The 26,116-nt window shown below is 69.5% G+C and carries 20 protein-coding genes; 8 read left to right on the forward strand and 12 right to left on the reverse strand.

The annotated features are described in order from the left end of the window. Positions 1-66: 66 nt before the first annotated feature. Together DA075_RS15025 and DA075_RS15030 are read right to left on the reverse strand one after the other, a co-directional pair. Positions 67-2,172, reverse strand: coding sequence for a 3-hydroxyacyl-CoA dehydrogenase NAD-binding domain-containing protein (locus DA075_RS15025; RefSeq protein ID WP_099953914.1), 2,106 nt, complete (start codon positions 2,170-2,172; stop codon positions 67-69). Positions 2,173-2,247: 75 nt separating this feature from the next. Next, the gene (locus DA075_RS15030) at positions 2,248-3,450 is read right to left on the reverse strand and encodes an acetyl-CoA C-acyltransferase (protein WP_099953915.1); all 1,203 of its coding nucleotides are present in this window, start codon (positions 3,448-3,450) and stop codon (positions 2,248-2,250) included. Positions 3,451-3,696: 246 nt separating this feature from the next. On the opposite strand from DA075_RS15030, the gene DA075_RS15035 reads away from it, so the two are divergent. Both DA075_RS15035 and DA075_RS15040 read left to right on the forward strand, forming a co-directional pair. Beyond that, positions 3,697-4,470, forward strand: a complete 774-nt coding sequence (locus DA075_RS15035) for an SDR family oxidoreductase (RefSeq protein WP_099953916.1) — start codon at positions 3,697-3,699, stop codon at positions 4,468-4,470. 106 nt (positions 4,471-4,576) lie between these two features. Beyond that, complete coding sequence (locus DA075_RS15040) at positions 4,577-6,319, forward strand: class I adenylate-forming enzyme family protein (RefSeq protein ID WP_164712335.1); 1,743 nt, start codon at positions 4,577-4,579, stop codon at positions 6,317-6,319. Positions 6,320-6,406: 87 nt separating this feature from the next. Here DA075_RS15040 and DA075_RS38135 read toward each other — a convergent pair whose 3' ends face one another. From DA075_RS38135 to fabD, 5 genes are all read right to left on the reverse strand, one after another. Next, a complete protein-coding gene (locus DA075_RS38135) occupies positions 6,407-8,215 on the reverse strand; it encodes a flagellin N-terminal helical domain-containing protein (protein WP_099953917.1) in 1,809 nt (602 codons plus the stop codon). 884 nt (positions 8,216-9,099) lie between these two features. Continuing rightward, positions 9,100-10,356 carry a beta-ketoacyl-ACP synthase II gene (gene fabF / locus DA075_RS15050; RefSeq protein ID WP_099953918.1) on the reverse strand — a complete coding sequence of 419 codons (1,257 nt, stop codon included), beginning with the start codon at positions 10,354-10,356 and terminating at the stop codon, positions 9,100-9,102. Positions 10,357-10,419: 63 nt separating this feature from the next. Continuing rightward, positions 10,420-10,656 carry an acyl carrier protein gene (locus tag DA075_RS15055; protein ID WP_048430877.1) on the reverse strand — a complete coding sequence of 79 codons (237 nt, stop codon included), beginning with the start codon at positions 10,654-10,656 and terminating at the stop codon, positions 10,420-10,422. A 251-nt stretch (positions 10,657-10,907) separates the two neighbouring features. Beyond that, positions 10,908-11,645 (reverse strand): 3-oxoacyl-[acyl-carrier-protein] reductase, encoded by a 738-nt coding sequence (gene fabG / locus DA075_RS15060; RefSeq protein WP_099953919.1) that lies wholly within the window; start codon positions 11,643-11,645, stop codon positions 10,908-10,910. 13 nt (positions 11,646-11,658) lie between these two features. Beyond that, complete coding sequence (gene fabD / locus DA075_RS15065) at positions 11,659-12,609, reverse strand: ACP S-malonyltransferase (RefSeq protein ID WP_099953920.1); 951 nt, start codon at positions 12,607-12,609, stop codon at positions 11,659-11,661. A 354-nt stretch (positions 12,610-12,963) separates the two neighbouring features. Here fabD and rpoZ point away from each other — a divergent pair, with 354 nt between their 5' ends. The 6 genes from rpoZ to DA075_RS36590 all read left to right on the forward strand — a co-directional run bounded on the left by rpoZ (position 12,964) and on the right by DA075_RS36590 (position 19,411). After that, on the forward strand, positions 12,964-13,374 hold the full coding sequence (gene rpoZ, locus DA075_RS15070) for a DNA-directed RNA polymerase subunit omega (RefSeq protein WP_099904978.1): 411 nt from the start codon (positions 12,964-12,966) through the stop codon (positions 13,372-13,374). A gap of 291 nt (positions 13,375-13,665) precedes the next feature. Continuing rightward, positions 13,666-15,915, forward strand: coding sequence for a RelA/SpoT family protein (locus DA075_RS15075; RefSeq protein WP_099953921.1), 2,250 nt, complete (start codon positions 13,666-13,668; stop codon positions 15,913-15,915). A 522-nt stretch (positions 15,916-16,437) separates the two neighbouring features. Beyond that, entirely contained in the window at positions 16,438-17,535 is a 1,098-nt protein-coding gene (locus DA075_RS15080) for a DUF3616 domain-containing protein (RefSeq protein ID WP_164712337.1), read from the forward strand. Positions 17,536-17,641: 106 nt separating this feature from the next. Continuing rightward, complete coding sequence (gene pyrE, locus DA075_RS15085; protein WP_099953923.1) at positions 17,642-18,232, forward strand: orotate phosphoribosyltransferase; 591 nt, start codon at positions 17,642-17,644, stop codon at positions 18,230-18,232. A gap of 243 nt (positions 18,233-18,475) precedes the next feature. After that, positions 18,476-19,156, forward strand: coding sequence for a LabA-like NYN domain-containing protein (locus DA075_RS15090; protein WP_099953924.1), 681 nt, complete (start codon positions 18,476-18,478; stop codon positions 19,154-19,156). A gap of 93 nt (positions 19,157-19,249) precedes the next feature. Further along, complete coding sequence (locus DA075_RS36590) at positions 19,250-19,411, forward strand: hypothetical protein (RefSeq protein ID WP_164712339.1); 162 nt, start codon at positions 19,250-19,252, stop codon at positions 19,409-19,411. Between the two features lie 22 nt (positions 19,412-19,433). On the opposite strand, the gene DA075_RS15095 is transcribed toward DA075_RS36590, so the two are convergent. The 5 genes from DA075_RS15095 to DA075_RS15115 all read right to left on the reverse strand — a co-directional run bounded on the left by DA075_RS15095 (position 19,434) and on the right by DA075_RS15115 (position 26,115). Continuing rightward, positions 19,434-20,357 carry an NAD-dependent epimerase/dehydratase family protein gene (locus DA075_RS15095; protein ID WP_099953925.1) on the reverse strand — a complete coding sequence of 308 codons (924 nt, stop codon included), beginning with the start codon at positions 20,355-20,357 and terminating at the stop codon, positions 19,434-19,436. Then, positions 20,354-21,367, reverse strand: a complete 1,014-nt coding sequence (locus DA075_RS15100; RefSeq protein ID WP_099953926.1) for an MraY family glycosyltransferase — start codon at positions 21,365-21,367, stop codon at positions 20,354-20,356. Before DA075_RS15100 ends, DA075_RS15095 begins: the two co-directional genes overlap by 4 nt. A 129-nt stretch (positions 21,368-21,496) precedes the next feature. Next, a complete protein-coding gene (locus DA075_RS15105) occupies positions 21,497-22,372 on the reverse strand; it encodes a bifunctional helix-turn-helix transcriptional regulator/GNAT family N-acetyltransferase (protein WP_099953927.1) in 876 nt (291 codons plus the stop codon). Between the two features lie 121 nt (positions 22,373-22,493). Then, the gene (locus DA075_RS15110) at positions 22,494-23,297 is read right to left on the reverse strand and encodes a Bax inhibitor-1/YccA family protein (protein ID WP_099953928.1); all 804 of its coding nucleotides are present in this window, start codon (positions 23,295-23,297) and stop codon (positions 22,494-22,496) included. A 235-nt stretch (positions 23,298-23,532) separates the two neighbouring features. After that, positions 23,533-26,115 carry an ABC transporter permease gene (locus tag DA075_RS15115; protein ID WP_099953929.1) on the reverse strand — a complete coding sequence of 861 codons (2,583 nt, stop codon included), beginning with the start codon at positions 26,113-26,115 and terminating at the stop codon, positions 23,533-23,535. Position 26,116: the final 1 nt, after the last annotated feature.

The following is a 26,116-nucleotide window of genomic DNA, read 5'->3' on the forward strand; positions in this document are numbered from 1 at the left end:
TTGTTTGTTCTAAGACTGTCTCGACGCCCAACCCCTCCCCCCTCTGCGGGGGAGGGGTGTTCTGCGCTACAGGTCCTTGAAGCCCTTGCCCTCGGCCGCCAGCCGCTCCAGCAAGGCCGACGGCTTGAACGCGTCGCCGTACTCGGCCTGGTAGACGCGCAGGCGCTCGAGCACCTTGGGCAGCCCGATCGTGTCGGCCCAGAACATCGGGCCGCCGCGATAGACCGGCCAGCCGTAGCCGTTGATCCACACGATATCGATGTCGGAGGCCCGGATCGCCTTGCCCTCTTCGAGGATCTTCGCGCCCTCGTTGACCATCGGGTAGAGGGTGCGCTCCAGGATCTCCTGGTCGGTGGCGTCCCGGCGCTTGACGCCCTGGCGCCCGGCGACCGTGGCGATGATCTCCTCGGTCACGGCTGAGGGCGTCGCCTTGCGCTTGGCGTCGTAGTCGTAGAAGCCGGCACCGGTCTTCTGGCCGCGGCGGTCCTGCTCGCAGAGGAGGTCGCGCACGCTCTCCGACTTGTTGGTCTCCCGGCTCCAGCCGATGTCGAGGCCGGCGAGGTCGCTCATCGTGAACGGGCCCATCGGCAGGCCGAACTCGTAGACCACCCGGTCGACGTCCCAGGGGGTGACGCCCTCCAGGATCAGCCGGTTGGCCTCGCGCTGGCGCTGGGCCAGCATCCGGTTGCCGACGAAGCCGTGGCAGACGCCGACCAGCACCGGGATCTTGCCGACCTTGCGGCCGATCTGCATCGCGGTGGCGATGACGTCCTTCGCGGTCCTCTCGCCGCGCACCACCTCCAGGAGGCGCATGACGTTGGCCGGCGAGAAGAAGTGCATCCCGATCACGTCGGCCGGCCGGTTCGTCATCGCGGCGATCGCGTCGATGTCGAGGTAGGAGGTGTTGGAGGCCAGGATCGCGCCGGGCTTCGCGATCTTGTCGAGCTTGGAGAAGATCTCCTTCTTGATGCCCATGTCCTCGTACACGGCCTCGATGATGAGGTCGCACTCGGCGAGTTTTTCGAGGTCCAGGGTATCCGAAAGGAGGCCCATCCGGGTCTCGACGTCCTCCTCCTTGAGGCGTCCCTTCTTGGCGGTGTTCTCGTAGTTGGTGCGGATGGTCTTGAGGCCGCGGTCCAGTGCCTCGCGCTTCGTCTCGACGATCGTCACCGGGATGCCGGCGTTCAGGAAGTTCATCGAGATGCCGCCGCCCATCGTGCCGGCGCCGATGACGCCGACGCGGGCGACGGGGCGGGCGGGCGTGTCGTCCGGCACGTCCGGGATCTTGGCCGCCTGGCGCTCGGCGAAGAACACGTAGCGCTGCGCCGCCGACTGCGTGCCGGAGACGAGTTTCTGGAACTGCGCGCGCTCGAAGGCCAGCCCCTCGTCGAAGGGCAGCCGGCAGGCGGCCTCGACGCAGGCGATGCAGGCTTCGGGTGCCTCGAAGCCGCGGGTCTTGCGGGCATTCTCCTCACGGAACGCCGCGAACAGGCCCGGATCGTCGCGGCCCTCGGCGATCTTGTCGTCGCGGTCGCGGATCTTGGTGAGGGGCCGGCCCTCGGCCACCACCCGCTCCGCGAAGGCGACCGCCTGGGCGCGCAGCCCGTCCTCCGGCGCCAGCTCGTCGATCAGCCCCATCCCGGCTGCCGCCTTGGCGCCGATCGGCGAGCCGCCGACGATCACCTCGAGCGCCTTGCGCGGACCGACCACCCGGGGCAGGCGCTGGGTGCCGCCGGCACCCGGCAGGATGCCGAGCTTGACCTCAGGCAGGCCGACCTTCGCGCTGGGCACGGCCACCCGGTAGTGGCAGGCGAGCGCAGTCTCGAGCCCGCCGCCGAGCGCGTTGCCGTGGATCGCCGCGACCACGGGCTTCGACGACGCCTCGATCCGGTTGAGGAGGTCGGGCAGGCTGATGCCGCTCTGCGGCTTGCCGAACTCGGTGATGTCGGCCCCGGCCGAGAACATCCGGCCGCCGCCGATCAGCACGATCGCCTTGACGGCCGGATCGGCCTCCGCGGCCTCGACCCCCGCCAGGATGCCCTGGCGCAAAGCCGTACCGAGCGCGTTCACCGGGCCGGATTGCAGCGTCAGCACCGCGACCGCGCCCTCGCGGGCGGTCGAGACCACGTTGTCGTTGGTCGGCGTACCTTGGGCGTTAGACTCTTGCGCCATATCGGCTTCGTCCCTCTGCCGGCTTCCTCCGGGCGCCTCTTGCCGGGCGCCGTCACGAGCCGGAATGTGGCAGGATCAGTAGATCTCGAACAGGCCCGCGGCGCCCATGCCGCCGCCGACGCACATCGTCACGACGCCGTACCTGGCGCCGCGGCGGCGGCCTTCCAGCAGGATGTGGCCGGTCATCCGCGCTCCCGACATGCCGTAGGGATGGCCGATCGAGATCGCGCCGCCATTGACGTTCAGGCGCTCGTCCGGGATGCCGAGCCGGTCGCGGCAATAGAGCACCTGGCTGGCGAAGGCCTCGTTCAGCTCCCACAGGTCGATGTCCTCGACCTTCAACCCGTGCTGCTTCAGGAGCTTCGGCACCGCGAAGACCGGGCCGATGCCCATCTCGTCCGGGTTGCAGCCGGCGACCGCCATGCCGCGGTAGGCGCCGAGCGGCTTCAAACCCCGGCGCTCGGCCTCGCTTGCCTCCATCAGCACGACCGCCGCGGCCCCGTCCGAGAGCTGGCTGGCATTGCCGGCGGTGATGAACTGCCCGTCCTTGACGCGCTGGCCGTCCTTGAACACGGGTTTCAGGCCCTGGAGGTCCTCCAGCCTGGTCTGCGGCCGGTTGCCCTCGTCCTGGGAGAGAGTGACCTCCTTGTGCGAGACCGCGCCGGTCGCCTTGTCGACGACGGCCATGCGGGCGGTCATCGGCACGATCTCGTCGGCGAACAGGTTCTGGCTTTGAGCCCGGGCGGTGCGCTGCTGCGATTGCAGCGCATAGGCATCCTGCGCCTCGCGGCCGACGTGATAGCGCTCCGCCACGGTCTCGGCGGTCTCGATCATCGTCATGTAGATCGCCGGCACGTGCTCGACGAGCCACGGATCCTGGCCGCGGAAGCGGTTGATCTTGTCGTTCTGGACCAGCGAGATCGATTCGAGCCCGCCGCCGATTGCGACGTCGAGCCCGTCGGTGATGATCTCCTTGGCGGCGGTGGCGATCGCCATCAGGCCCGAGGCGCATTGCCGGTCGAGGCTCATCCCGGCCACGGTCTCGGGCAGCCCGGCGCGCAGCGCCGCCTGGCGCGCGACGTTGCCGCCGGTCGAGCCCTGCTGGAGCGCCGCGCCCATCACCACGTCGCCGATCTCGGCCGGGTCGATGCCGGCGCGCTGGACCGCGTGCGCGATGGCATGGGCGCCGAGCGCTTGGGCCTGCGTGTCGTTGAACGCGCCCCGGTAGGCCTTGCCGATGGGGGTGCGCGCGGTGGCGACGATGACGGCTTCCCGCATCTTGAGTGTCCTCCCACGATCCCGTCCGCCGCTCTTCGGGCGGGGCGGGGTTCTGCCGCATTATCGGGGATCGGGTATGGAGCCGCAAGGGCCTCGGAAACCCGGATTCGGACAGGGGGTATTCCCCCGCTCGCCTCTCCCCACGGCCGCGTTTTCGAAAACACGGCTTGCTTAATCGCCATACGGGGCTAAGGTCGGCGCAAAAGCAAGGCCTGTTTTGCCAAGGGCCCTTCCGGGAGGACGCTCATGCTGACGCCGCTCTTCGACCTCACCGGCCGCGTCGCCATCGTCACCGGCTCGTCGCGCGGCATCGGCCGGGCCATCGCCGAGCGCCTGGCCGAGCACGGCGCGAAGGTCGTCATCTCCTCGCGCAAGGCCGAGGCCTGCGCGCCGGTCGCCGCGGCGATCAACGCCCGCCACGGCGAGGAACGGGCGGTGGTGATCCCGGCCAGCATCTCGTCGAAATCCGACCTGGAGCGCCTGGCGAGGGGCACCGAGGACCGCTTCGGCCGTATCGACGCCGTCGTCTGCAACGCCGCGTCGAACCCGTATTACGGGCCGATGAGCGGCATCTCGGACGACCAGTTCCGCAAGATCCTCGACAACAACGTGATCGCCAGCCACTGGCTGATCGGGTTCTGCGCCCCCGGCATGATCGAGCGCAGGGACGGCGCGATCATCCTGGTCTCGTCGGTGGGGGGCCTGAAGGGCTCGGGCGTGATCGGCGCCTACAACGTCTCGAAGGCAGCGGATTTCCAGCTCGCCCGCAACCTCGCGGTCGAGCTCGGGCCGCACAACGTGCGGGTCAACTGCATCGCCCCGGGCCTGATCCAGACCGACTTCGCCCGTGCCCTCTGGGAAGATCCGAAATCCCGCGCCGCCTACACGGCCCGCACGCCGCTCGCCCGCATCGGCCAGCCCGACGAGATCGCCGGCGCGGCGGTGTTCCTGGTAAGCCCCGCCGGCGCCTTCATGACCGGCCAGAGCATCGTGATCGACGGCGGGCAGACCATCACATGAGGCTTTGCACATGAGGCTTTGCACATGAGGCCTTCCACGTGAGGCCTCGCGCCTGACCGTCGCCCTGTTGCCCGTCTCCCGAGAGCCACCCATCACGAGCCCGCCGATGACCGAGCCGTCCGCCGCGACGATGCCCGAACCCCCGAAAGCCTGGCCGGCGATCTCCCTCGCCGAGGCGACCGCGCGGCTGACCGCGCCCGGCTCCCCGTTCGCGGTCACCGAGATCTCGATCCGCGGCGTGCCGACCCGGATCTGGGCCAACGCGCCGCTCACCCTGCGCGACATCTTCGTGGCCGGGCGGGCGCACGGGGAAAAGACCTTCCTGGTCTACGAGGACGAGCGGGCGAGCTTCGAGGCGTTCAGCCGCGCCGCCCTGGCGCTTGCCGCCGACCTGATCCGCGGCGGCGTGAAGCCCGGGGACCGGGTGGCGATCGCGATGCGCAACCTGCCCGAATGGCCGGTGGCGTTCTTCGCGGCGATCCTGGCGGGTGCCATCGCGACGCCACTCAACGCCTGGTGGACCGGCCCCGAGCTCGACCACGGCTTCACCGATTCCGGCGCCTGCGTCGCCATCGTCGACGAGGAGCGCTGGGCCCGCATCAGCGAGCGGCGCGCCGGTTACCCGGCGCTGAAGCGCGTGCTGATCGCCCGCGCTCCGGCCGTCGCCGGCGCCGAGAGCCTGACCGACATCGTCGGCGCTGTCCCGGACTGGGGCGGGCTGCCGGCGGGCGAGATCCCGGCCCTGGCCATCGGGCCGGAGGACGTCGCGACCCTGTTCTACACCTCCGGCACGACCGGCCGCTCGAAGGGAGCGATCGGCACCCAGCGCGCCGGCGCCAGCGGGGTGCTGGCCCACCCTTTCTCCGCCGCCCGCGCCTTCCTGCGCCGGGGCGAGCCGGTGCCGGTGCCGGACGCGAATGCGCCGCAGAAGGTGGCGCTCCTGTCGATCCCGCTGTTCCACGTCACCGGCTGCTTCGCCACCCTGGTGCCCAACCTCTCTCGCGGCGGGCGGCTGGTGATGATGCGGCGCTGGGACCTCGCCCGCGCGATGGCGCTGATCGCGCGCGAGCGCTGCACCAGCGCCGGCGGCGTGCCGACGATCGCGTTCCAGCTCCTCGACGGGATGGCGGCCGGCACGCACGACCTCTCCTCGCTCGAAACCATCAGCTACGGCGGCGCCCCGGCCCCGGCCGAGCTGGTGCGCCGCCTGCGCGCCGCCTTCCCCAAGGCGCAACCAGCGACCGGCTGGGGCATGACCGAGACCAGCGGCACCTTCACCCACCATCAGGGCGAGGATTACGTCCACCGCCCCGAGAGCTGCGGCCCGCCTCTGCCGGTCTGCGAGGCCAGGGTGATGGACCCGGAGGAGAATCCCCTTCCCCCGGGCGAGATCGGCGAGCTGTGGGTCAAGGGCCCGGTCGTCGTCGCGGGCTACTGGAACCGGCCCGACGCCGATGCCGAGGTTTTTCGCGAGGGCTGGCTGCGCACCGGCGACCTGGCGCGGATCGACGAGGAGGGCTTCGTCACCATCGTCGACAGGGCCAAGGACATGCTGATCCGCGGCGGCGAGAACATCTATTGCGGCGAGGTCGAGAGCGTCCTCTACGAGCATCCGGCGGTGGTCGATGCGGCCGTGGTCGGCATCCCGCATCCGACGCTCGGCGAGGAGCCCGGCGCCGTGGTGGCGATCGCCCGCGGGGCGGAAGCCGACGAGGAGGGCTTGCGCGCCTTCGTGGCGGCCCGGCTCGCCGCCTTCAAGGTGCCGGTGCGCATCCTGCTCCACGACGAGATCCTGCCGCGTAACCCGAACGGAAAGATCCTGAAGAACGAGCTGAAGCGGCTGTTCTGAACAGCCCTTCGCGTCCCTTTGCCTGAACGACATCCCGGAGCGGCGTGCCCCGGCCGCGATCGCAGCGGTGTATGAGGTGCAGATGCCTTAGCGGAAGAGTGAGAGGACGGTCTGGCTCGCCGCGTTGGCGATCGAGAGCGACTGCACCGCCAGCTGCTGCTGCGTCTGCAACGCCTTCAGCTTCATCGACTCCTCCTCGATATCTGCGTCCACCAGTGTGCCGATCGTCCGGTTGTTCACCTTCATCAGCGTGTCGACGAAGCTCTTCTGACCGTCGATCTGCGTCTTGCTCGCGCCCAGCTTCGTGCCCGCATCCGTCACCTTGGTGATCGCCTTGTCGACCATGGTGAGGATGGCCGACACATCCGCGTCGCCGCTCGAGCCGACGAGGGTCGAGATATCGAAGTTCGCCACCGAATAGCTGCCGCCGCCGGACGACGCATAGGTGCCGGTATTCGTGTCGAGGATGCCCTTGGCGGCGGTGGTGGTCGCCGCCGTCCCGGTGGCGGTAGCGACATCGGTACCGGCGGCCGTCTGTTCCAAATCGAACCCAAATGAGTTCGCACCGGAAGACATGTTATGATCGATACCTAAACTTATGTTGGGGCCAGCCGCCGCGCCGTTGAAGACGATCCTGCCATTCACCAAACCAGCCGTGATTCCACCACCTTGACTTCCAAGCTGCCTGTTGATCATCGTTATTGCATCGTCAGCGCTCAGGCGACGCGGATAGGAACTGACTGCTGTTCCAGCCCGCGTGTACTGTTTAATATCGAGAGAGATAATATGATTTCTTAAATAAACACCGTTACTATATTCGACTAGCGTGATCCGTTCTGGAATAAAGACATTGACGGGCGCGTAATCCCGGCTTGCCGTGAGCACAGTCCCACTTGCCGTGAGTACAGCCCCGCTTGACGCGCCGAAGCCGATATCAGCGGCCGTGAACTTGGCCGCGTCGGTCGGGTCGGCCATGCCGACCTTGAGCGAGACGGCCGCACCGGTCGCGACGGTGGTGAGAGTCAGGCGACCGGCGGAGTCGAGGCCGGCAATGACCTTGCCGCCGAGCTTGGCGGGTCCGGAAGCCGCGATCTGGTTGTTGATCGCCGCCAGCAGTTCGCCAATGGTGACGGCGGCCAAGTCCTTGACGCTCGACTTCAAAGTGTCCTTGTCGAGCTGGATCGTCGCGCTGGCACCCCCGCCCAGGTCGATCACGAGACTGACCTGCTTGGTCATACCTGCCGTCGCCGTGGCAAAGTCGGCGGTGCCGCCCGAAAAGGCGCTGGTGCCGGCAAGCGCAGTCGAGCCGACGACGAGCGCCGCGGTGGCCGGCTCGGCCACCGCGGCGCCGGCGGTCGCGGCGTAGAGCTTGATCGCGTCGACGTCGATATTGACCGTCGAGAAGGTGATGTTGCCATTTGCATCGCGCGAGAAACCGGCCACGACCTTCTGGGTCGCCCCGTCGGGTCTGCCGGTCGAGGTCAAGTCGACCGAGAGCCAGTTCAGGCCGCCCGCATTCGAGGAATCGGCGGTCGCCTTCATCTTCGACTGGATGGCCGAGATCTCGGCCTGGACCTTGGCGCGGTCGACGCCCGGGGTCAGCGCGCTCTGCAGCTTGGCGCGAATGTTCCGGAGGTCGGCAATGATCGCGTTGAGGCCGTTATAGGCGGTGTCGACCGCCGAGGAGCCGAGGCCGAGCGAGTCCTTGATCGCCGAGAGCGAGGTGTTGTCGGTGCGCACCGTGGTGGCGATCGACCAGTAGGCGGCGTTGTCCGAGGCGGCCGAGACCCGCTGGCCGGTCGAGACGCGGTTGCTGGTCACATCAAGCCGATTGTTGATCGACTTGATCGTCGTCAGGGCAATCATCGCGGCATTGTTGGTCAGCAAGCTGGTCATTACATAGATACCAAAATTACATTTAATTTGTTTCTATAATTGAAACAGTGCTCGAATTTGATGAAATAAAAATTAAACCTTTTGATTCCTCTAGGTAAATTAACGAAGAATTTTTTGGAAAATCCTTAATGATGCGACGGTCAGTGCATCACCGCGCTCCACGCAGTGACAAAGCGTGAGCGCTTCGCTCGGACGACTCAGGGACGACCTGCCTGATGGCATCATCGGTTTGACGTGCCGCGCCACGTCATACCGAATGCAAGTGTGGGCGACTCGCATCCTGTGAGTTACGGGGAGAACACTGCCCGAGCCGAGCATCCCTGAAGCGCCTACGACCCCCGCTCCGTGCCGGGCAAAGGGCTCGCGTGAGGGCGGTTTGTTCCGTCACCCCGCATTCACGACTTCGATCGAGGACGCGCTTCCACGAACAGGAAAAAATTCTTCTCATTGCGCGAGGGCTTACACGTCGTTCAAAGCGGCGGCATCGAAAACAATCTCGCCCGGATGTCGTCAGCGCATCTTCCCGGGTGCAGACGAGACCGCAGGCTCCGGCAAATGGGAGGGCAGGCCGCGTGAAAGGAGCGCGCTTTCGGGCGCCGGGGATCAATCTGCCGGGGCCAGGAGGGCTGGAGCCGATACGTGTTGCCCAGAGCCAAGCTCCCGCGAGGGGGAGCGCGTGTGCACGGGCCGGCTGAGCGACACGACGGAGTGCCCGTCCAAATCGCGCCAAAACGGCCTTGACCAGCCGCGAACGCGACCAACGGGAAAGGGACAGCCAGAGACAGCCGGCCGTCCGCCAATCAGAGCACTCGCGGGACTATCGGCGCCCTGGTGCTCTCGGACATTGTCCGCCAGCCCCGGCAGCGCGATGCACCCCGGCGAGGTCACACTGCTCGCAAAATCAGCGACGCGTTGGTGCCGCCGAAGCCGAAGGAGTTCGACAGCGCGACATTGACCTTCCGCTTCTGCGCCTTGTGCGGCACGAGGTCGATCGCGGTCTCGACCGACGGGTTGTCGAGGTTGAGGGTCGGCGGCACCACCCCGTCGCGGATGGCGAGCACGGAAAAAATCGCCTCGATCGCGCCGGCGGCCCCGAGCAGGTGGCCGGTGGCGGACTTGGTCGAGGACATCGCCACGTCGGTGGCGTTGCCGAGCAGGCGTTCGACGGCCTTCAGCTCCAATTCGTCGCCGAGCGGGGTCGAGGTGCCGTGAGCGTTGATGTAGTCGATCTCGGAGGGGGTGATGCCGGCGCGCTTCACCGCCGCGCTCATGCAGCGATAGGCGCCGTCGCCGTCCGGCGAGGGCGAGGTGATGTGGTAGGCGTCGCCCGAGAGGCCGTAGCCGATCACCTCGGCGTAGATCCTGGCGCCGCGGGCCTTGGCGTGCTCGTACTCTTCGAGCACCACCACGCCGGCGCCCTCGCCCATCACGAACCCGTCGCGGTCGCGGTCATAGGGGCGGGAGGCGCGCTGCGGCTCGTCGTTGAATCCGGTGGAGAGCGCCCGGCAGGCGGCAAAGCCCGCGAGCGAGAGCCGGTTGATCGGCGATTCGGCGCCGCCGGCCAGCATCACGTCGGCGTCGCCCAGCGCGACCAGGCGCGCGGCGTCGCCGATCGCGTGGGCGCCGGTGGAGCAGGCCGTCACCACGGCGTGGTTCGGACCTTTCAGGCCGTGGGCGATCGAGACCTGGCCCGAGGCCAGGTTGATGATCCGGCCCGGGATGAAGAACGGCGAGATCCGCCGCGGCCCCTTCTCGAACAGCGTCACCGAGGCATCGTAGATGCCGCCGATGCCGCCGATGCCGGAGCCGATGAGGACGCCGGTGGCGCACTGGTCCTCGTGCGAGGTCGGGTGCCAGTCGGCGTCGTCGAGCGCCTGGCCGGCCGCCGCCATCGCGTAGACGATGAAGGGGTCGACCTTGCGCTGCTCCTTGGCTTCCATCCACCGATCGGGATTGAAGGTGCCGTCGCTGCCGTCGCCGAGGGGGATCGAGCAGGCGATCTTGCACGCCAGATCCGACACGTCGAAGGCCTCGACGCGGGCGGCACCGCTTTGCCCCTCGATGAGGCGGCTCCACGAGACGTCGACGCTGCTGCCCAGCGGCGACACCATTCCGAGGCCCGTGACGACGACTCGACGCATCGCGTTATCCCGACCCGATCCCATGACGGAAGCGTTCTACCTGTTAACGGAAGACGGCGGCGATCAGCCGGCGTTCTTCTCGAGGAACTTGATCGCGTCGCCGACCGTCTGGATCGTCTCGGCGGCGTCGTCCGGGATCTCGACGTTGAACTCCTCCTCGAACGCCATCACCAGCTCGACCGTGTCGAGGCTGTCGGCGCCCAGATCGTCGATGAAGTTCGCGTTCGGGGTCACCTTCTCGGGCTCGACGCCCAGGTGATCGACGACGATCTTCTTCACCCGGTCCGCGATATCGCTCATCGTGTAGGTCCTTAAGTTACTGCTCGTGGAACTGTTCGGAGCCGCCGCGTGCGGGCGGAGCCCCGGGGAGAGTTCGTGATGCGGCCGGTCGCCCCGGTCGCGCATGTCGTGGAAAAGCCGCGGACGGCCGGTCCGTCAATCCCCTTGCACGGCCGGCGGGTGCTTAACACAGGGATTCCGCCCTGGCGAGGCCCGCTTCAGCCCCGGTTAAGAAACCGTGCCTTTCGGCTGGGGAATGGCGTCCCCGGGGCCTAGAACATCGCCATGCCGCCGTTGACGTGCAAGGTGTGCCCGGTGACGTAGGCCGCCTCGTCGGAGGCCAGATAGACCGCCGCCGCGGCGATCTCGGCGCCCTCGCCGAGGCGCCCCATCGGCACCGTGGCGAGGATGCCCTCGCGCTGCTTGTCGTTCAGCACGTCGGTCATCGGCGAGGTGATGAAGCCCGGCGCGATGCAGTTCACGGTGATCTTGCGGCTCGCCACCTCGGCGGCGAGCGCCTTGGTGAGGCCGACGAGGCCGGCCTTGGCCGCCGCGTAGTTGCCCTGGCCGGCATTGCCGGTCGAGCCCACCACCGAGCCGACATTGATGATGCGGCCGTAGCGGCGCTTCATCATGCCCTTCACCGCCGCCCGCGACAGCCGGAAGGCGGCCGTCAGGTTCACGGCGATCACGCTGTCCCACTCCTCGTCCTTCATGCGCAGGAAGAGGTTGTCGCGGGTGATGCCGGCATTGTTGACCAGCACGTCGAGCCCGCCGAGCGCGGCCTCCGCCGCCGGCACCAGGGCCTCGACGGCCGCGGTGTCGGAGAGGTTGGCCTCCAGGACGTGGACGCGCTCGCCGAGCTCGCCGGCCAGCGCCTCCAGGGCCTCGCGCCTCGTGCCCGAGACCGCCACGTGGGCGCCTTGGCCGTGGAGGGCCCGGGCGATGGCGCCGCCGAGGCCGCCGGTGGCGCCGGTGACGAGGGCCTTGCGGCCGCTGAGATCGAACATGCTGGTCACTTCCTCAGAGCGTGAAGGCCGCGATCTCGGCCGAGGTCCCGACCGGCGTGGCGGAGGTCCCCGCCGCGATGCGCTTGACGAGGCCCGACAGCACCTTGCCGGTGCCGATCTCGTAGAAGGCGTCGACGCCGGCGGCGGCCATCGCGGCCACGCATTCGCGCCAGCGCACGGTGCCGGTGACCTGCGCGACCAGCGCGTCGCGGATCGCCGCCGGCTCGCGCAAGGGGGCGGCCAGCACGTTCGCCATCACCGGGACGGCGGCGGGGCGAAGATCGACGGCGTCGAGCGCCGCGCGCATCGCCTCGGCGGCGGGTGCCATCAGGCTGCAATGGAACGGCGCGGAGACGTTCAGCATCACCGCGCGCTTGGCGCCACGCCCTTGAGCCAGGGCGACCGCCCGCTCGACCGCCGCGCGGTGGCCCGAGACCACCACCTGGCCGGCGCCGTTGTCGTTGGCGACGTCGCAGACATCGGATTTTCCGGCGTCGCCCTGCCGGGCCTCCGCCGCGACCTCGGACGCCGCCTCGACGTCGAGGCCGAGCAGCGCCGCCATGGCGCCCGAGCCCACCGGCACCGCCTTCTGCATCGCCTCGCCGCGCAGGCGCAGCAGGCGCGCCGCGTCCGAGAGCGACAGGCTGCCGGCGGCGGCGAGCGCGCTGTACTCGCCGAGCGAGTGGCCGGCGACATAGGCGACGTCGCGGGCGAGATCCAGGCCGTTTTCCGTCTCCAGCACCCGCAGGACCGCGATGCTCGAGGCCATCAGGGCCGGCTGGGCATTGGCGGTGAGGGTCAGCTCCTCGGCCGGACCCTCGAACATCAGGCGGGAGAGCTTCTGCCCCAAGGCCTCGTCGACCTCGGCGAAGACCGCGCGGGCGGCGGCGTGATCCTGGGCAAGGGCGGAGCCCATGCCGACGGCCTGGCTGCCCTGGCCGGGAAAGATGAAGGCGCGCGACACGTGCGGGGTGCTTCCTGCCCTTGAGAGCTGCGATGCGGCTGCGGGACGCAGCAATTGGGCGGCGCCAGTCGCAGAGCGGCCGGCCATAGTCAAGCGTGGCAGGGACGTAAAAAACGCGGCAGCCTTCTCAGCGGAATCGCGGATGATCCGACACGGTGTCCGCTGACAAGGGGTGCCCGCGAAATACGGCGCGGGCCTCCCCTCCCCCGGCAGCCCCGCGCTTCCTCCTGCCGTCGAACAGCCGTAAGGGCCCCCCCGATAGCATCGCCACCGCCGACGCTTGTTGCAAAACGGCATCTCGTGTAGGGAGACCGCTACTCCGAGATTTTCGTTTGACCAAGGAAGGGGTCGCGCATGGCTCGCGTCACCGTTGAGGACTGCATCGACAAGGTCGAGAACCGCTTCGAGCTGGTGCTGCTGGCCGGCCACCGTGCCCGCCTGCTCTCCTCCGGCGCCCCGCTCACCATCGACCGCGACCGCGACAAGAACCCGGTCGTGGCCCTGCGCGAGATCGCCGACGAGACCATCACGCCGGACGATCTCAAGGAGCAGCTGATCCACTCGCTGCAGAAGTACGTCGAGGTCGACGAGCCGGAGGCCGAGACGGTGCCGCTGCTGTCGAGCTCGCCGGCCGCCGCCGCGGTGGCACCCCAGTCGTCCAGCGACGACGGCGACATCCAGTTCGACCGGATGAGCGAGGAGGACCTGCTGCGCGGCCTCGAGAACCTCGCGCCCCCGACCGAGACGGAGGAGGAGGGCGACTGAGCCTCCTCCAGGCTCGACGCCCGATGCGAACCGATCCCGGCCTCCCGGCCGGCAGAACCCGGCCGGGAGGCCGGGTTTTTTCGTGACGTTTTTTGCCATGCGATGCGGAAGCGGCGCTGCCGCGGCGTTTAGGGGCTGGCGCGGTGGCCCGTTCGGCTCGATATTGACGCCCGGACCTCCACAAGCGTCGTCGGCGTTCAGCGCACCCGGTTCGTCCCGGCACGCCGCGACGCCTCCGCGCCGGCCTTGAGCGCCGGCGCCTCGTTGCGCGCCTAAGGAGACCAACGGCGGATGATGCGCCAGTACGAGCTCGTCGAGCGGGTCAAGGCCTACAACCCCGGCGCCGACGAGGCGCTGCTGAACCGGGCCTACGTCTACGCGATGCGGGCGCACGGCACGCAGAAGCGCGCCTCGGGGGATCCCTTCTTCGCCCACCCGCTCGAGGTGGCGGCCATCCTCACCGACCTGCGGCTCGACGACGCCACCATCGTGGCGGCGGTGCTGCACGACACGGTCGAGGATACCGCTGCCACCCTGGACGAGATCAACCGCGTCTTCACGCCCGAGATCGGCAAGCTCGTCGACGGCTTGACCAAGATCAAGCGCCTGGATCTCGTCTCGAAGCGCGCCGCGCAAGGCGAGAACTTCCGCAAGCTGCTGCTCGCCATCGCGGCGGACGTGCGGGTGCTCCTGGTCAAGCTCGCCGACCGGCTGCACAACATGCGCACCCTGCAGCACATGCCGGCCGAGAAGCGGGCCCGCATCGCCCAGGAGACCCTCGACATCTACGCGCCGCTGGCCAGCCGCATGGGCATGCAGGAGTTGCGCGAGGAGCTGGAAGACCTCTCCTTCGTCAACCTCAAGCCCGATGTCTACGCCACGATCGCCAAGCGGCTCTCCGACCTCTCGGCCAAGTCCGAGCGGCTGGTCGAGAGCATCGAGCGCGACCTCGTCGCCAAGCTGGCGCATGCCGGCATCACCGCCACCGTCAAGGGGCGGCAGAAGCGGCCCTACTCGATCTGGAGCAAGATGGAGCGCAAGTCGGTCGCGTTCGAGCAGCTCTCCGACATCTTCGGCTTCCGGGTCATCGTCGACACCGTCGACACCTGCTACCGCGCGCTCGGCGTCGTCCACACCACCTGGCCGATGGTGCCGGGGCGCTACAAGGACTACATCTCGACCCCGAAGCAGAACGACTACCGGTCGATCCACACCACGGTGATCGGGCCGAAGAGCCAGCGCGTCGAACTGCAGATCCGCACCACCGAGATGGACGAGATCGGCGAGTACGGCATCGCCGCCCACGCGCTCTACAAGGACGGCGCGCCGCATCTCGCGACCGAGAGCGGCGCCTACCAGTGGCTGCGCCGCACCATCGAGCTCCTGGCCGAGGGCGACAGCCCGGAGGAGTTCCTGGAGCACACCAAGCTCGAGCTGTTCCAGGACCAGGTCTTCTGCTTCACCCCGAAGGGCCGGCTGATCGCCCTGCCCCGGGGCGCGACGCCGATCGATTTCGCCTACGCGGTCCATACCGATGTCGGCAACACCGCGGTCGGCGCCAAGATCAACGGCCGCATCGCGCCGCTCCTCACCGAATTGCAGAACGGCGACGAGGTCGAGATCGCGCGGGCCGACGGCCAGATCCCGCCGGCGGCCTGGGAATCCCTCGTCGTCACCGGCAAGGCGCGGGCGGCGATCCGGCGGGCCACCCGCTCGGCGGTGCGCCGGCAATATGCGGGCCTCGGGCGCCAGATCCTCGACCGCGCCTTCGAGCGGGCCGGCAAGAACTTCTCCGACGAGAAGCTGCGCGGCGCCCTCCCCCGCCTCGCCCGCCAGTCGACCGAGGACGTGTTCGCGGCGGTGGGCCGGGGCGAGATGTTCTCGGGCGACGTCGTGAAGGCGGTCTATCCCGACTACAAGGACGAGCGCCGCGGCGCCGCCGCGAGCCAGGCCGGCCCGGGCCAGCCCCGGCCGCACGTCAACGGCGCCGGGCGCCTGTCCCTCGACAAGGACCAGACGGTGCGCCTGACCTGGCCGGGCAAGGTTCCGGGCAAGGAGGGCCCCGGCAAGGACGGCGCGCCGGAGGAGGGTGCGATCCCGATCCGCGGCCTCGACCGCGACCTCCTGGTGCGCTTCGCCCCCGACGGCGGCGCGGTGCCGGGCGACCGGATCGTCGGCATCCTCACCCCCGGCGAGGGCGTGACCATCTACCCGATCCAGTCGCCGGCGCTCGCCGCCTTCGACAACGAACCCGACCGCTGGCTCGACGTGCGCTGGGACGTGGACGGCGCCTCGAACCAGCGCTTCCCGGCCCGCCTCGCCCTGCAATCGATCAACGAGCCCGGCAGCTTCGCCCAGATCGCCCAGGTGATCGCCGACCATGACGGCAACATCGACAACATCTCGATGAAGCGCCGGACCCAGGACTTCACCGACGTCACCATCGACCTCGCGGTCTGGGACCTGAAGCACCTCAACGCCATCGTGTCGGAGCTGCGGGCCAAGCGCGTGGTGAGCCGGGTCGACCGGGTGAACGGCTGAGCATCATTCCGCCGGCCGCGGACGGCCGGTACCGAAGCGGTCGCCGGTTCGGCGACGAAAATGATGCCAGAGCAAGAAGCTCAGCAGAGTTGCCCCGTGTGGCTCTGCGGAGAGCATTTTCCGACGAAGTGGACACCGGTTCGTCGCAGAAAATGCGGCAAACTGAAAGACCCAGAGCAACGTCCGATGGCAACGTGATCGGGCGCTGCTCTAGTCACCGGCGCCTCGGCGCTCCGGCCCTGCACGCGCGGCAGGGCCGGACCTGCCGCCTGGGAAGTCACGGCACGGCTTCGCGGGATCGTGGGCGGCGGCGAACGGCAGCCGAACATTCATGCAAGTGCGCTCCCGATAGATTCGGTTCTGCGAATGTGACTTGACGGACTCTCCCGTCCGGCGCATCGTTTCAGTCGCAATAAAGTATCGGATTTATTCTTCGCTGTCCGGTTGAATGTTTTTATCTTATTATACATTATTGTCATGGATCAAGATAGACAATCCAAGCTCGGCCGGCGCGTCGATCTCGTGCGAAATGCGCTCCATGGGAGGCAGGCCATGACAACCGCAAGACGTGTTTTTCTGTTTTTGTTGTCTCTTCCGATGGTCTGTGCCCTCGTTGCGTCGGCAACGGATCGGGCAATGGCCGAAAGCCCGCACGATCCGGTCTGGAATGTCGACAAGACGCTGATCGGCAAGGACAAGGACAAGAACGGCGGCAAGTCGACGGATGCGAGCGGCATCGCCTGCATCGAGAGCAAAGGCTTCCCGCGCAAATGCCTCGTCATCGACGACGAGTTGCAGGCGGCCCAGATCGTGATCGTGGAGGAGGGGCAGCTGCTCGCCGGGGACACGATCCGGCTGATCGACGACACGTTCGACGGCAAGCCGATCGAGTTCGACGGCGAAGGCGTCGCCTATGCGGATGGTGCGTTCCTGATCGTCGGCTCGCACGGACATCCGCGCGACAAGAAGAACAAGCTCGATCCGACGAAGGATGCCGCCAAGATCGAGGCGAGCATCCGTGCCAGCAGCCGGATCATCCAAGTTCGCATCGATCCCGACCAGATCAGCCCGAAGGGCAAGCTGAAGGGGGAGGCTCAGGTCAGGGCCTTCACGGGCCTGCCGGCGATCCTGGCCGCAGAACCGCGTCTCGCCCCCTTCCTGAACCGACGCCTGGATCAGAACGGCCTCACGATCGAGGGAATCGCCGCTCTGGGCGACCGGCTCTTCGTCGGCCTGCGCGGCCCGTCCCTCGGCGGCGACCGGGCCGCGATCGTCTCGATGCCGGTCAAGGACGTTTTGGAAAACCGCATACCGAAGGCCAGGCTGCACCTGGTGCCGCTCGGACCGGGACGGGGCGTGCGGGACCTCGCCGCGTCGCCGTCGGGGCTGCTCGTTCTCGCGGGACCGACGGCGGAGGGCGAAGGATCCTCCTCGATCTATCGGGTCAAGGACGAGGAAGCGGAGCTGCTCGGCGAGGTGCCGCCCCTCATCGAGGACGGCGAGGTGGCGAAGCCCGAGGCGCTGCTGTTCCTCGATCAGAACGAAGACGGCCAGCGCGTGCTCGTCCTGTCGGATGGGGCGATCGAAGGCGCCCCCCGGCCGCTGCGGATCCGGCGCTGAGACGGCGAGGAACGAGCGAGCCGCGCCGACCGGCCGATTGCGCCGGTCGGCGCGCGCTGCCACAAGCCCCGATTCAGTGCCGCTCCAACGACCCCTGAAGGGTGCCATGACCTCCGACGACGTCCTCGCCGAATTCCGCTCCGCCGGCGCCCTGCTCGAGGGCCATTTCGTGCTCTCCTCCGGGCTTCACAGCGCGGTGTTCCTGCAGAAGATGGCAATCTTCACCGATCCGGTGCGCACCGCCCGCGTCTGCGGCGCGCTGGCCGAGCGGATCACGGATCGCTACGGCCGGGTCGACTACGTCGTCTCGCCGGCGATCGGCGGCATCGTGCCGGGCTACGAGACCGCCCGGGCGCTCGGCGCCAAGGCGATCTTCGTCGAGCGCGATCCGGGCAAGCCCTTCGCCCTGCGGCGCGGCTTCCAGATCCCGAAGGGCGCCCGCGCGGTGATGGTCGAGGACATCGTCACCACCGGCCTGTCCTCCCGCGAATGCCTGGCGGCCCTGACCGCGGAGCCCGGCGAGGTGGTGGGCGCGGCCTGCCTGATCGACCGCTCGGGCGGCAAGGCCGATCTTGGCCTGCCGCTGGTCGCCCTCGTCACCCTCGACATCCCGAACTACCCGGCCGACCAGCTGCCGCCGGAACTTGCCGCGATCCCGGCGGTGAAGCCCGGCAGCCGCGCCCTGCCGGGCGCCTGACCCGCCCTGCGGGCCGGCTCCCGCGCCCGCGCCTCTCGCCTCATCCCCGCCGCGCCGTCGCAAGGTCGCTTGACAGGCGCGGCGGCGCGTCCTTAGCTGACGATATTGCGGCCGCTATGCGGTGTGCGGCACCCGCGCTGATTGCCCCCGCCCACATACTCAGGGGGCAGTGCATTTCTGATGGCGGCTTTTCTCGCAAGTGATTCTTCTCGTGCGGCCGTACCGCACGGCCAAGGATAAATGATGCCCAATCCTCCCCGCAGCGCCCTGTTCATCGACGGCGCCAACATCTACGCCACCACCAAGGCTCTCGGCTTCGACATCGACTACCGCAAGCTCCTGGCCGATTTCCGCGCCCGGGAGAATCTCGTCCGCGCTTTCTACTACACGGCCCTTGTCGAAGATCAGGAATATTCCTCGATCCGCCCGCTGATCGACTGGCTCGACTATAACGGCTACCGCGTCGTCACCAAGCCGGTGAAGGAGTTCACCGACTCGACCGGCCGGCGCAAGATCAAGGGCAACATGGACATCGAATTGACGATCGATGCCATGGAACTCAGCCCCTATATCGATCACATGGTACTCTTTTCCGGCGACGGCGACTTCCGCCCGCTGGTGGCGGCGATGCAGCGCCGCGGCGTGCGGGTGACCGTGGTCTCGACGGTGCAGACCCAGCCGCCGATGGTCGCCGACGAGCTGCGCCGCCAGGCCGACGACTTCGTCGACATCGTGCAGCTGATCCCGCGCATCGGCCGCGACCAGGGCGACCGCCTGGTCCGCCAGCCCCGCTCCCTCGGGGGACCGGACGGGCCGCGCGAGATGGCTCCCCGGGATCCGGCCGAGCGGGCGCCGCGCGCCACCGTCAACCTCGAGAACCGCTACGGCATCCGCCAGCCCGACGAGGACGACGCCGAGGATTGATTCCCGGCGCGGCCCGCGCCCGCTGCTCCCGGCCCGACGCCCGACGGGGTGCCGGGCCGCTTCGCGACGAGAGCCTGACCGGGGAATCGATCCGTGGCGGAGGAGCAGGAGGCCGGGGAGCCGCGGGAGGACGACCGGAAGGACCGCGGCGGTTTCTCCTGGTGGGACCTTCCGGATCTGATCGACGTGGTCGTCTGGATCGCGCGCGGGATCTGGGGCCTCATCACGCTGATCGTGGGAACGGTCCGGGATTAGGCGAGAACCGCGTCGCGTGCGGTCAGCCGCCGGCCCGGGCCAGGGCCGCAAGGCCGCTCCGGGTCTCGACCGGCGCGGTCCAGCCCAGAGCCTCCAGCCCCGCCGCGCGGGCGACGAGGGAGCCGGCCAGACGCTCGCGCAGCGCGCTCCGCCCGGTCAGCGCCAGGGCCGCATCGAGGAGTGCCTGCGGCACCGGCACGAGGCCGGGCCGGCGGCCGAGGCCGGCGCGCAGGGCCGCGATCATCTCCGGCACCCGCAGGGGCTCGGCCTCGCCGACGATCAGCGGTCGGCGCAGGGACCCGGGCGCCCGCAGCACCGCATCGACGGCATCGCTCAGGGATTCGACCGAGACCAGCGAGCGCCGCCCTGCCAGGCCCCCGAGGGGGAGGGGGTACGGGGCCGCGGCGAGCCGCATCAGCGCCGCCATGTTGCCCTTCTGGCCGGGCCCGTAGACCAGCACCGGCCGCAGCGACACGTAGTCGATGTCGATGCCCGCCAGCGCCTCCTCGGCGGCGAGCTTCGAACGGCCATAAGGGTCGGTCGGGGCCGGGGCGTCGGCCTCGGTGAGGATGCCGGCGGCGGAGGGGCCAACTTGAGCCCGGATCGAGGACAGGAACACGAAGCGGCGCACCCGGGCGCGGGCGGCGGCCTGGGCGAGGCCGCGCGTCGCCTCGGTGTTGAAGGTCCGGTAATCGTCCTCCGGCGCCCCCGACATCGCATGGGCGAGACCGGCCGAGTGCACCACCGCGTCGGCGCCGGTCAGGGCCGCGGCCATGTTCTGCGGCCGGGCGAGGTCGCCCACCACCGCGCCGCTGATGCCCGGCGGCAAGTCCACCGGCCGGCGCAGCAGCACCCGCACCCGGTAGCCCCGGGCGGCCAGGGCCGTCAGGAGGTGGCGGCCGATGAAACCGGTCGAGCCGGTGAGGGCGACGAGGGGAGCGGTCATGCGGCGGCGTTCCGGATGGCGGGCAAGGCGAAGAGCCGGAGCAGGCCGGCGACCAGCCCGGCGCCGAGCGCGAGGGCGACGAGCGCCATCGTCCAGCCCGGCACCGCGAGGGTCGCGGCGGCAAGGAGCGCCAGGGCGAGGTTCAGGACGAAGACCGCCCCGACCACGAAGGGCACCGAGCGCCCGTTGCTCGTGGCGCGCTGGTAGAAATGGCTGCGATGCGCCTGCCAGACCGGCTCGCCGGCGAGCGCCCGGCGGCCGAGGGTCAGGGTGGCGTCGGCGAGGGAGTAGAGCGGCAGCAGGATCGCGGCAGCGAGTCCCCCCTCTCCCGGATCCCCCTGCCCGGCAAGCCGGTAGAGCAGCCAGGCGACGATCAGCCCGATCGGCAGCGAGCCGACATCCCCGAGGAAGAGCCGGGCCACCGGCCGGTTGAACGGCGCGAAGCCGAGGAGCCCGCCGAGGAGCGCCGCCGCCACCAGGGTCGCGTCGGCCGGCAGGCGGCCGGCGAGGCCGAAGGCCAGGAGGGCGCCGAGCACCGGCACCATCTCGGCCACCGTAATCCAGTCGAGCCCGTCCATGAAGTTCGTGAGGTTGACGAACCACAGCCCGGCCAGGACCGCGAGGACGCGTTCGAGCCAGAGCGGCAGTTCCGGTAGCAGTTGCCCGCCGGCGGCGGCGAGGACCAGCACCACGCAGGCCGCCTGGAGCGGCAGGCGCAGCCTCACCGGGAGGGGCCGGATGTCGTCGACGGCGCCGACGATGCCCAGGACGACCGCGCCCGCCGCGAGCGCCGCGATCTCGCCCCCGGGCATCCCGGCCAGCACGAAGACGGCTGCGAGCGCGGCCGCCACCACCGCGATGCCGCCGCCCTGCGGCGTCGGGACCCTGTGGCTGGAGCGGGCATTCGGCCGCGCCAGCGCGTAGCGCTGGAGCAGCGGCCGCAAGGCGACGATCAGCCCGGACGACAGGAGAGCGGCGAGGGGAACGGCGACGAGGGGGCTGAGCGGCATGCGGCAGGTTTGGGGCGGGAGGGGCGCCCAACCCCTATCCTACCGGCCACGACGCGGCCAGACGGCGCCTCGGCTCGACGGCGGGATGGGAGGCATCGCCGTCGCGTCCGTCGAGCGAGCGGACGCGCCTCACAACCGCTTCTCGAAAAAATAATCCGGATACGGATCGTCGTTGAAGCGGTCGATCTCGACCCAGCCGGTGCGGCGGTAGAGCTGAAGCGCCTCGGTCAGGGCGCTGTTCGAATCGAGGCGCAGGATCGTGATGCCGAGCTGCCGCGCCGCCGCCTCCGCGGCCTCCATCAGGCGGCGGGCGAGGCCGAGGCCGCGGGCGGAGGGGCAGACCCAGAGCCGCTTGATCTCGGCGATGTCCCCGCCCTTGCCCTTGAGGCCGACGCAGCCGACCGGCAGCCCGTCCGACTGGGCGACCAGGAAGGCGCCGCGCGGGCGCATCATGTCGGCCGCGTCCGGGTCGCGGGAGAGGGACACGTCGAAGCCGGTGGCGAGCCGCCGCCCCAGCTCGGCGTAATACTCAGTCAGGCAGTGCAAAGCCGCCTCGGAGCGCGGATCGGTCTCCTCGATCGCGATTCCAGCCCGGCCGAGCGCCGTGGCGACGAGGTCCATGGCGCGCAGGAGCTCGTCCCCCTGGGGGAAACGGGCCAGCAGCGCCTCCGCCCGATCGTTCGACAGGGCCTCGTAGGCGGCGAATTCCTGCCGTCCCGCCTCGGTCAGGGCGGCGACCCGGCGGCGGGCGTCGTCCGGATGCGGCAGCGTGACGACGAGGCCCTCCTCCTCCAGGCCGCGCAGGAGCCGGCTCAGCAAGCCGGAATCGAGCCCGAGATAGTCGCGCAGGCTGCCCACCTCGCCGCGCCCATGGCCGATGGCGTTGAGCACACGGGCCGAGCCGAGCGGGCGGCCGCGGCCGAGGAACGAACTGTCGAGCGCCCCGACCTCGGCGGTCACGGCCCGGTTGAAGCGACGGATGCGGCGGATGGCGTCGATCGACATATCTCTGACTTAAGTCAGACATCATGCGTCGTCAACGGGATGCCGCCCTACGAAAAAGCCCCGGCCGCGGGGCCGGGGCTTCTCGTCTGCGATCCGGAGCGGCGCGCCGCCCGGGAGCGTTTTAGTTGTTCCGGTTGCCCATCAGCGAGAGCAGGAACTGGAACATGTTGATGAAGTCCAGGTAGAGCGTCAGGGCGCCCACCACCGACACCTTGGCGGCGGTCTCGCCGTCGAAGTTGCCGTAGATGTACATCTCCTTGAGCTTCTGCGTGTCATACGCAGTCAGGCCGGCGAAGATCAGCACACCGATGACCGAGATGGCGAATTGCAGGGCGCTCGAAGCCAGGAAGATGTTGACCAGGCTGGCGATGACGAGGCCGATCAGGCCCATCACCAGGAACGAGCCGATGCCCGACAGGCTCCGGGTCGTGGTGTAGCCGTAGAGGCTCAAGCCCCCGAAGGCCGCCGCCGTGATGAAGAAAACCTGGACCACGCTCGCGCCGGTGTAGCGGAGCAGCAGCGTCGAGAGCGACGCACCCATCACCGCCGCGAAGGCGAAGAAGGTGGTGCGGGCCGAGGCCGCCGACATCCGGTCCATCCGGAACGAGAACAGGAAGATGAAGGCGAGCGGCGCGAGCGCGATCACCCACATCAGCGGCGTGGCGTAGAGCGTGCGGCCGAAGCTGGTCAGCGGGATCGAGCCGATCCGCGCCACCGCGTCCGCCTGCGAGGACGCCACCGCGAGCTTGTTGATGCCGATCGCCACCAGCCCGGAGATGCCGAGGCCGATGACCATGTTGTTGTAGACGCCGAGCATGAACGCGCGAAGGCCCTGGTCGATCTGGACCTGGCTCTGGGCGTAGCCCGTGGGCGCCCCGAAGCCGTTCGCGTTACCCTGCCGGAACGGGCTGTTCTCGAATGCCATGGGAGATTCCTTCGGAAGCTCTCTAGCGTGGATGTTCCTGGTGCGAGGCTCTCACGCGACCCTCGGACGCTTGACGCGTCGGATCGGCGCCCGGTCCCTCGCGGGTCCGCTCGCCTTGACCGGAATATGAGGAGCGCGGCAAGCGCGCACAAGGGCGGTGCCGGAACGGTAGCCGCCCACGGGGCGCCAAAATCGGGGGTCCCTACGCCGCAGGGATTGCCGTGGATTAAGACCCCTAGAGATTTCGTAGGTACTGCGCCGGCTTCTGGCCGAGGATGCGCCAGGTGCCGGCAAGCCCGAGCCCCACCGCCACGACGACCGCCAGCAGGGCCGCGAGCAGCGCCCCCGACAGGTCGAGGGCGAAGTCGAGATGCATGACCTTGGTGAGGATCACCCAGCCCGCCAGGGTGCCAGCGACGAGGCCGAAGACGGCGGTGGCGAGGCCGAGGGCGCCGTACTCCATCGTGTAGGCGGAGAGGAGCCGCGCCCTTGTGGCGCCGAGCGTCTTGAGCACCACCGCGTCGTAGAGCCGGGCCCGGTGGCCGGCGGCGAGCGCCCCGGCGAGGACGAACAGGCTGGTCGCCACCGCCACCGCGCTGGCGCCGCGGATCGCGAAGACGAGCTTGCCGACGAGGTCGTTGACCGCGTCGAGGGCGTCCTTCACCCGCACGCTGCTCACCGAGGGGAATTCCTTGGCGGCGTCGCGCAGGATCCGGGCTTCGAGGGCGGAATCCGGCCCCTCGGGCAGGGTCAGGGTCGCGAGGTCGCTGTGCGGCGCGCCCCGGAAGGTGCCTGGCGAGAAGACCATCACGAAGTTGATGCCGAGGTTGCGCCACTCGACGTGACGCAAATTGGCGATCGCGACGGTGAGGCTGCGCCCTAGCACGTTGACGGTGACCGTATCGCCGACCTTGAGGTTCAGGCTGCGGGCAAGCTGGTCGTCGAAGGAGACCAGCGGCTTCTTCGCCTCGTCGCCCTTCCACCATTGCCCGGCGGTGATCCGAGAGCCGTCCGGCAGGTCCTCGGCGTAGGTGATGCCGCGGTCGCCGTCGAGCACCCAGGCGGCGTCCTCGCCGGCCTTGATCTGGCCCGCCGGCACGCCGTTCAGCGCCGTGATCCGCCCGCGCATCATCGGCACCCGCTCGATCTTGGCCCGCGGCGCGGCCCGCCCGAGGAACTGGTCGAAGGCGTCCGCTTCGCGGCTCGGGATGTCGAGGAAGAACAGGCTCGGCGCCTTGGCCGGCAGCGAGCGGGTCAGGGTCCGGGTGATGTTGGCGTCGATCAGGCTCAAGGTCACGAGGAGCGTGATGCCGAGGCCGAGGGACAGCACGATCGAGGGCGTCAGCGCGCCGGGCCGGTGGAGGTTGGCGAGCGCCAGCCGCGGCGCGGCCCGGGCCGGACGGGGCAGGCGGCGCGCCAGGTCCATCAGCCCGAAGGCGACGAGACGGAGCAGCCCGAAGGCGAGGCCCGCCGCGACGATGAAGATCAGGGCTACCCAGCGGTCATAGGCGGTGGTCAGCGCCAGGGCGACGAGGCTCGCCAGCGCGAGGCCGAGGATGCCGAGGTAGCGCGGCCGCGGCCAGCGCCGGTCGGGATCGACCGCGTCGCGGAACAGCCCCGACACCGCGATATCGTGGGCGCGGCCGAGCGGCCCGATCGCGAAGGCGAGCGCCGTCAGCACGCCGTAGAGGGCCGCGACGACGAGCTCGCCCGGCGCCAGCGTCGGGTTGAGCGGCAGCGGCAGCAGGGAGCCGAACGCCGCGTCGAGGGCGAAGGGCAGGACAGCGCCGACGACGAGGCCGGCCAGGATGCCGATCCCGGCGATCAGCATCACCTGGGTCAGGTAGATGCCGACCACCTGGCTGCCCGGCGCGCCGAGGCTCTTGAGGGTCGCGATCGAGGCGCGCTTGCGGTCGACGAAGGCCCGCACCGCGTTGGCGACGCCGACGCCGCCGACGAGGAGCGCGGTGAGGCCGACGAGCGTGAGGAACTGGGTGAAGCGCTCGATGCTGCGGGCGAAGCGCGGATCGGCGTTGAGCCGCGAGCGGATCTCCCATCCGGCGTCGGGCAGGGCGGCGCGGGCCTCGGTCATCGCCCGCTCGACCGCCGCGTCGTCGCCCTGCGGCAGCATCACCCGGTAGACGAAGCGGTTGAGGCTGCCGGGCTGGACGAGGCCGGTGGCGCGCAAGCCGTCGAGCGACACCATCAGGCGGGGCCCGAAGCCGATGCCGCCGGCGATCTTGTCCGGCTCGCTGACCAGGACCGTGCGCAGCTCGATCTCGGCCCCGCCGAGGTTGAGACGGTCCCCGAGCTTGAGGTCGAGGCGGGCGAGCAGGGCCGGATCGGCGGCGGCGCCGTAGATGCCGTCGCGGGCGGCGAAGATCGCGGCGGGCGGCATGGGCGGCTCGGTCGTCAGCTCGCCGACCGCGGGATAATCGGGCCCGACCGCCTTCAGCTCGACGAGCGCCGCGCCCTTCTCGCCCGCCGACGCCATGGCGCGGGTGAAGCCCACCGCCGAGACGCGGCCCCGCGCGTCCAAGAAGGCCTTTTCCTGCGGGCTCGCCTCGCGGTGGATCAGCCCGAAGGTGACGTCGCCGCCCAGGATCCGGCGGCCCTCACGGGCGAGCCCGTCCGAAAGCGAGCGCGACAGCGAGGCGACGCCCGCGATGGTGGCGACCCCGATGGCGATGCAGACGAGCAGCACCGTGAAGCCGCGCAGGCCTCCGCGCAATTCGCGGAGCGCCAGACGCAAGGTGAGCGGCAGGCGCGAGGGACGGCCCGGCGTGGCGCCCGGGAGGCGGGAAAAGCTGCCGTGCATG

Origin of the sequence: Methylobacterium currus (genome assembly GCF_003058325.1) — a bacterium.
Classification (GTDB): Bacteria; Pseudomonadota; Alphaproteobacteria; order Rhizobiales; family Beijerinckiaceae; genus Methylobacterium; species Methylobacterium currus.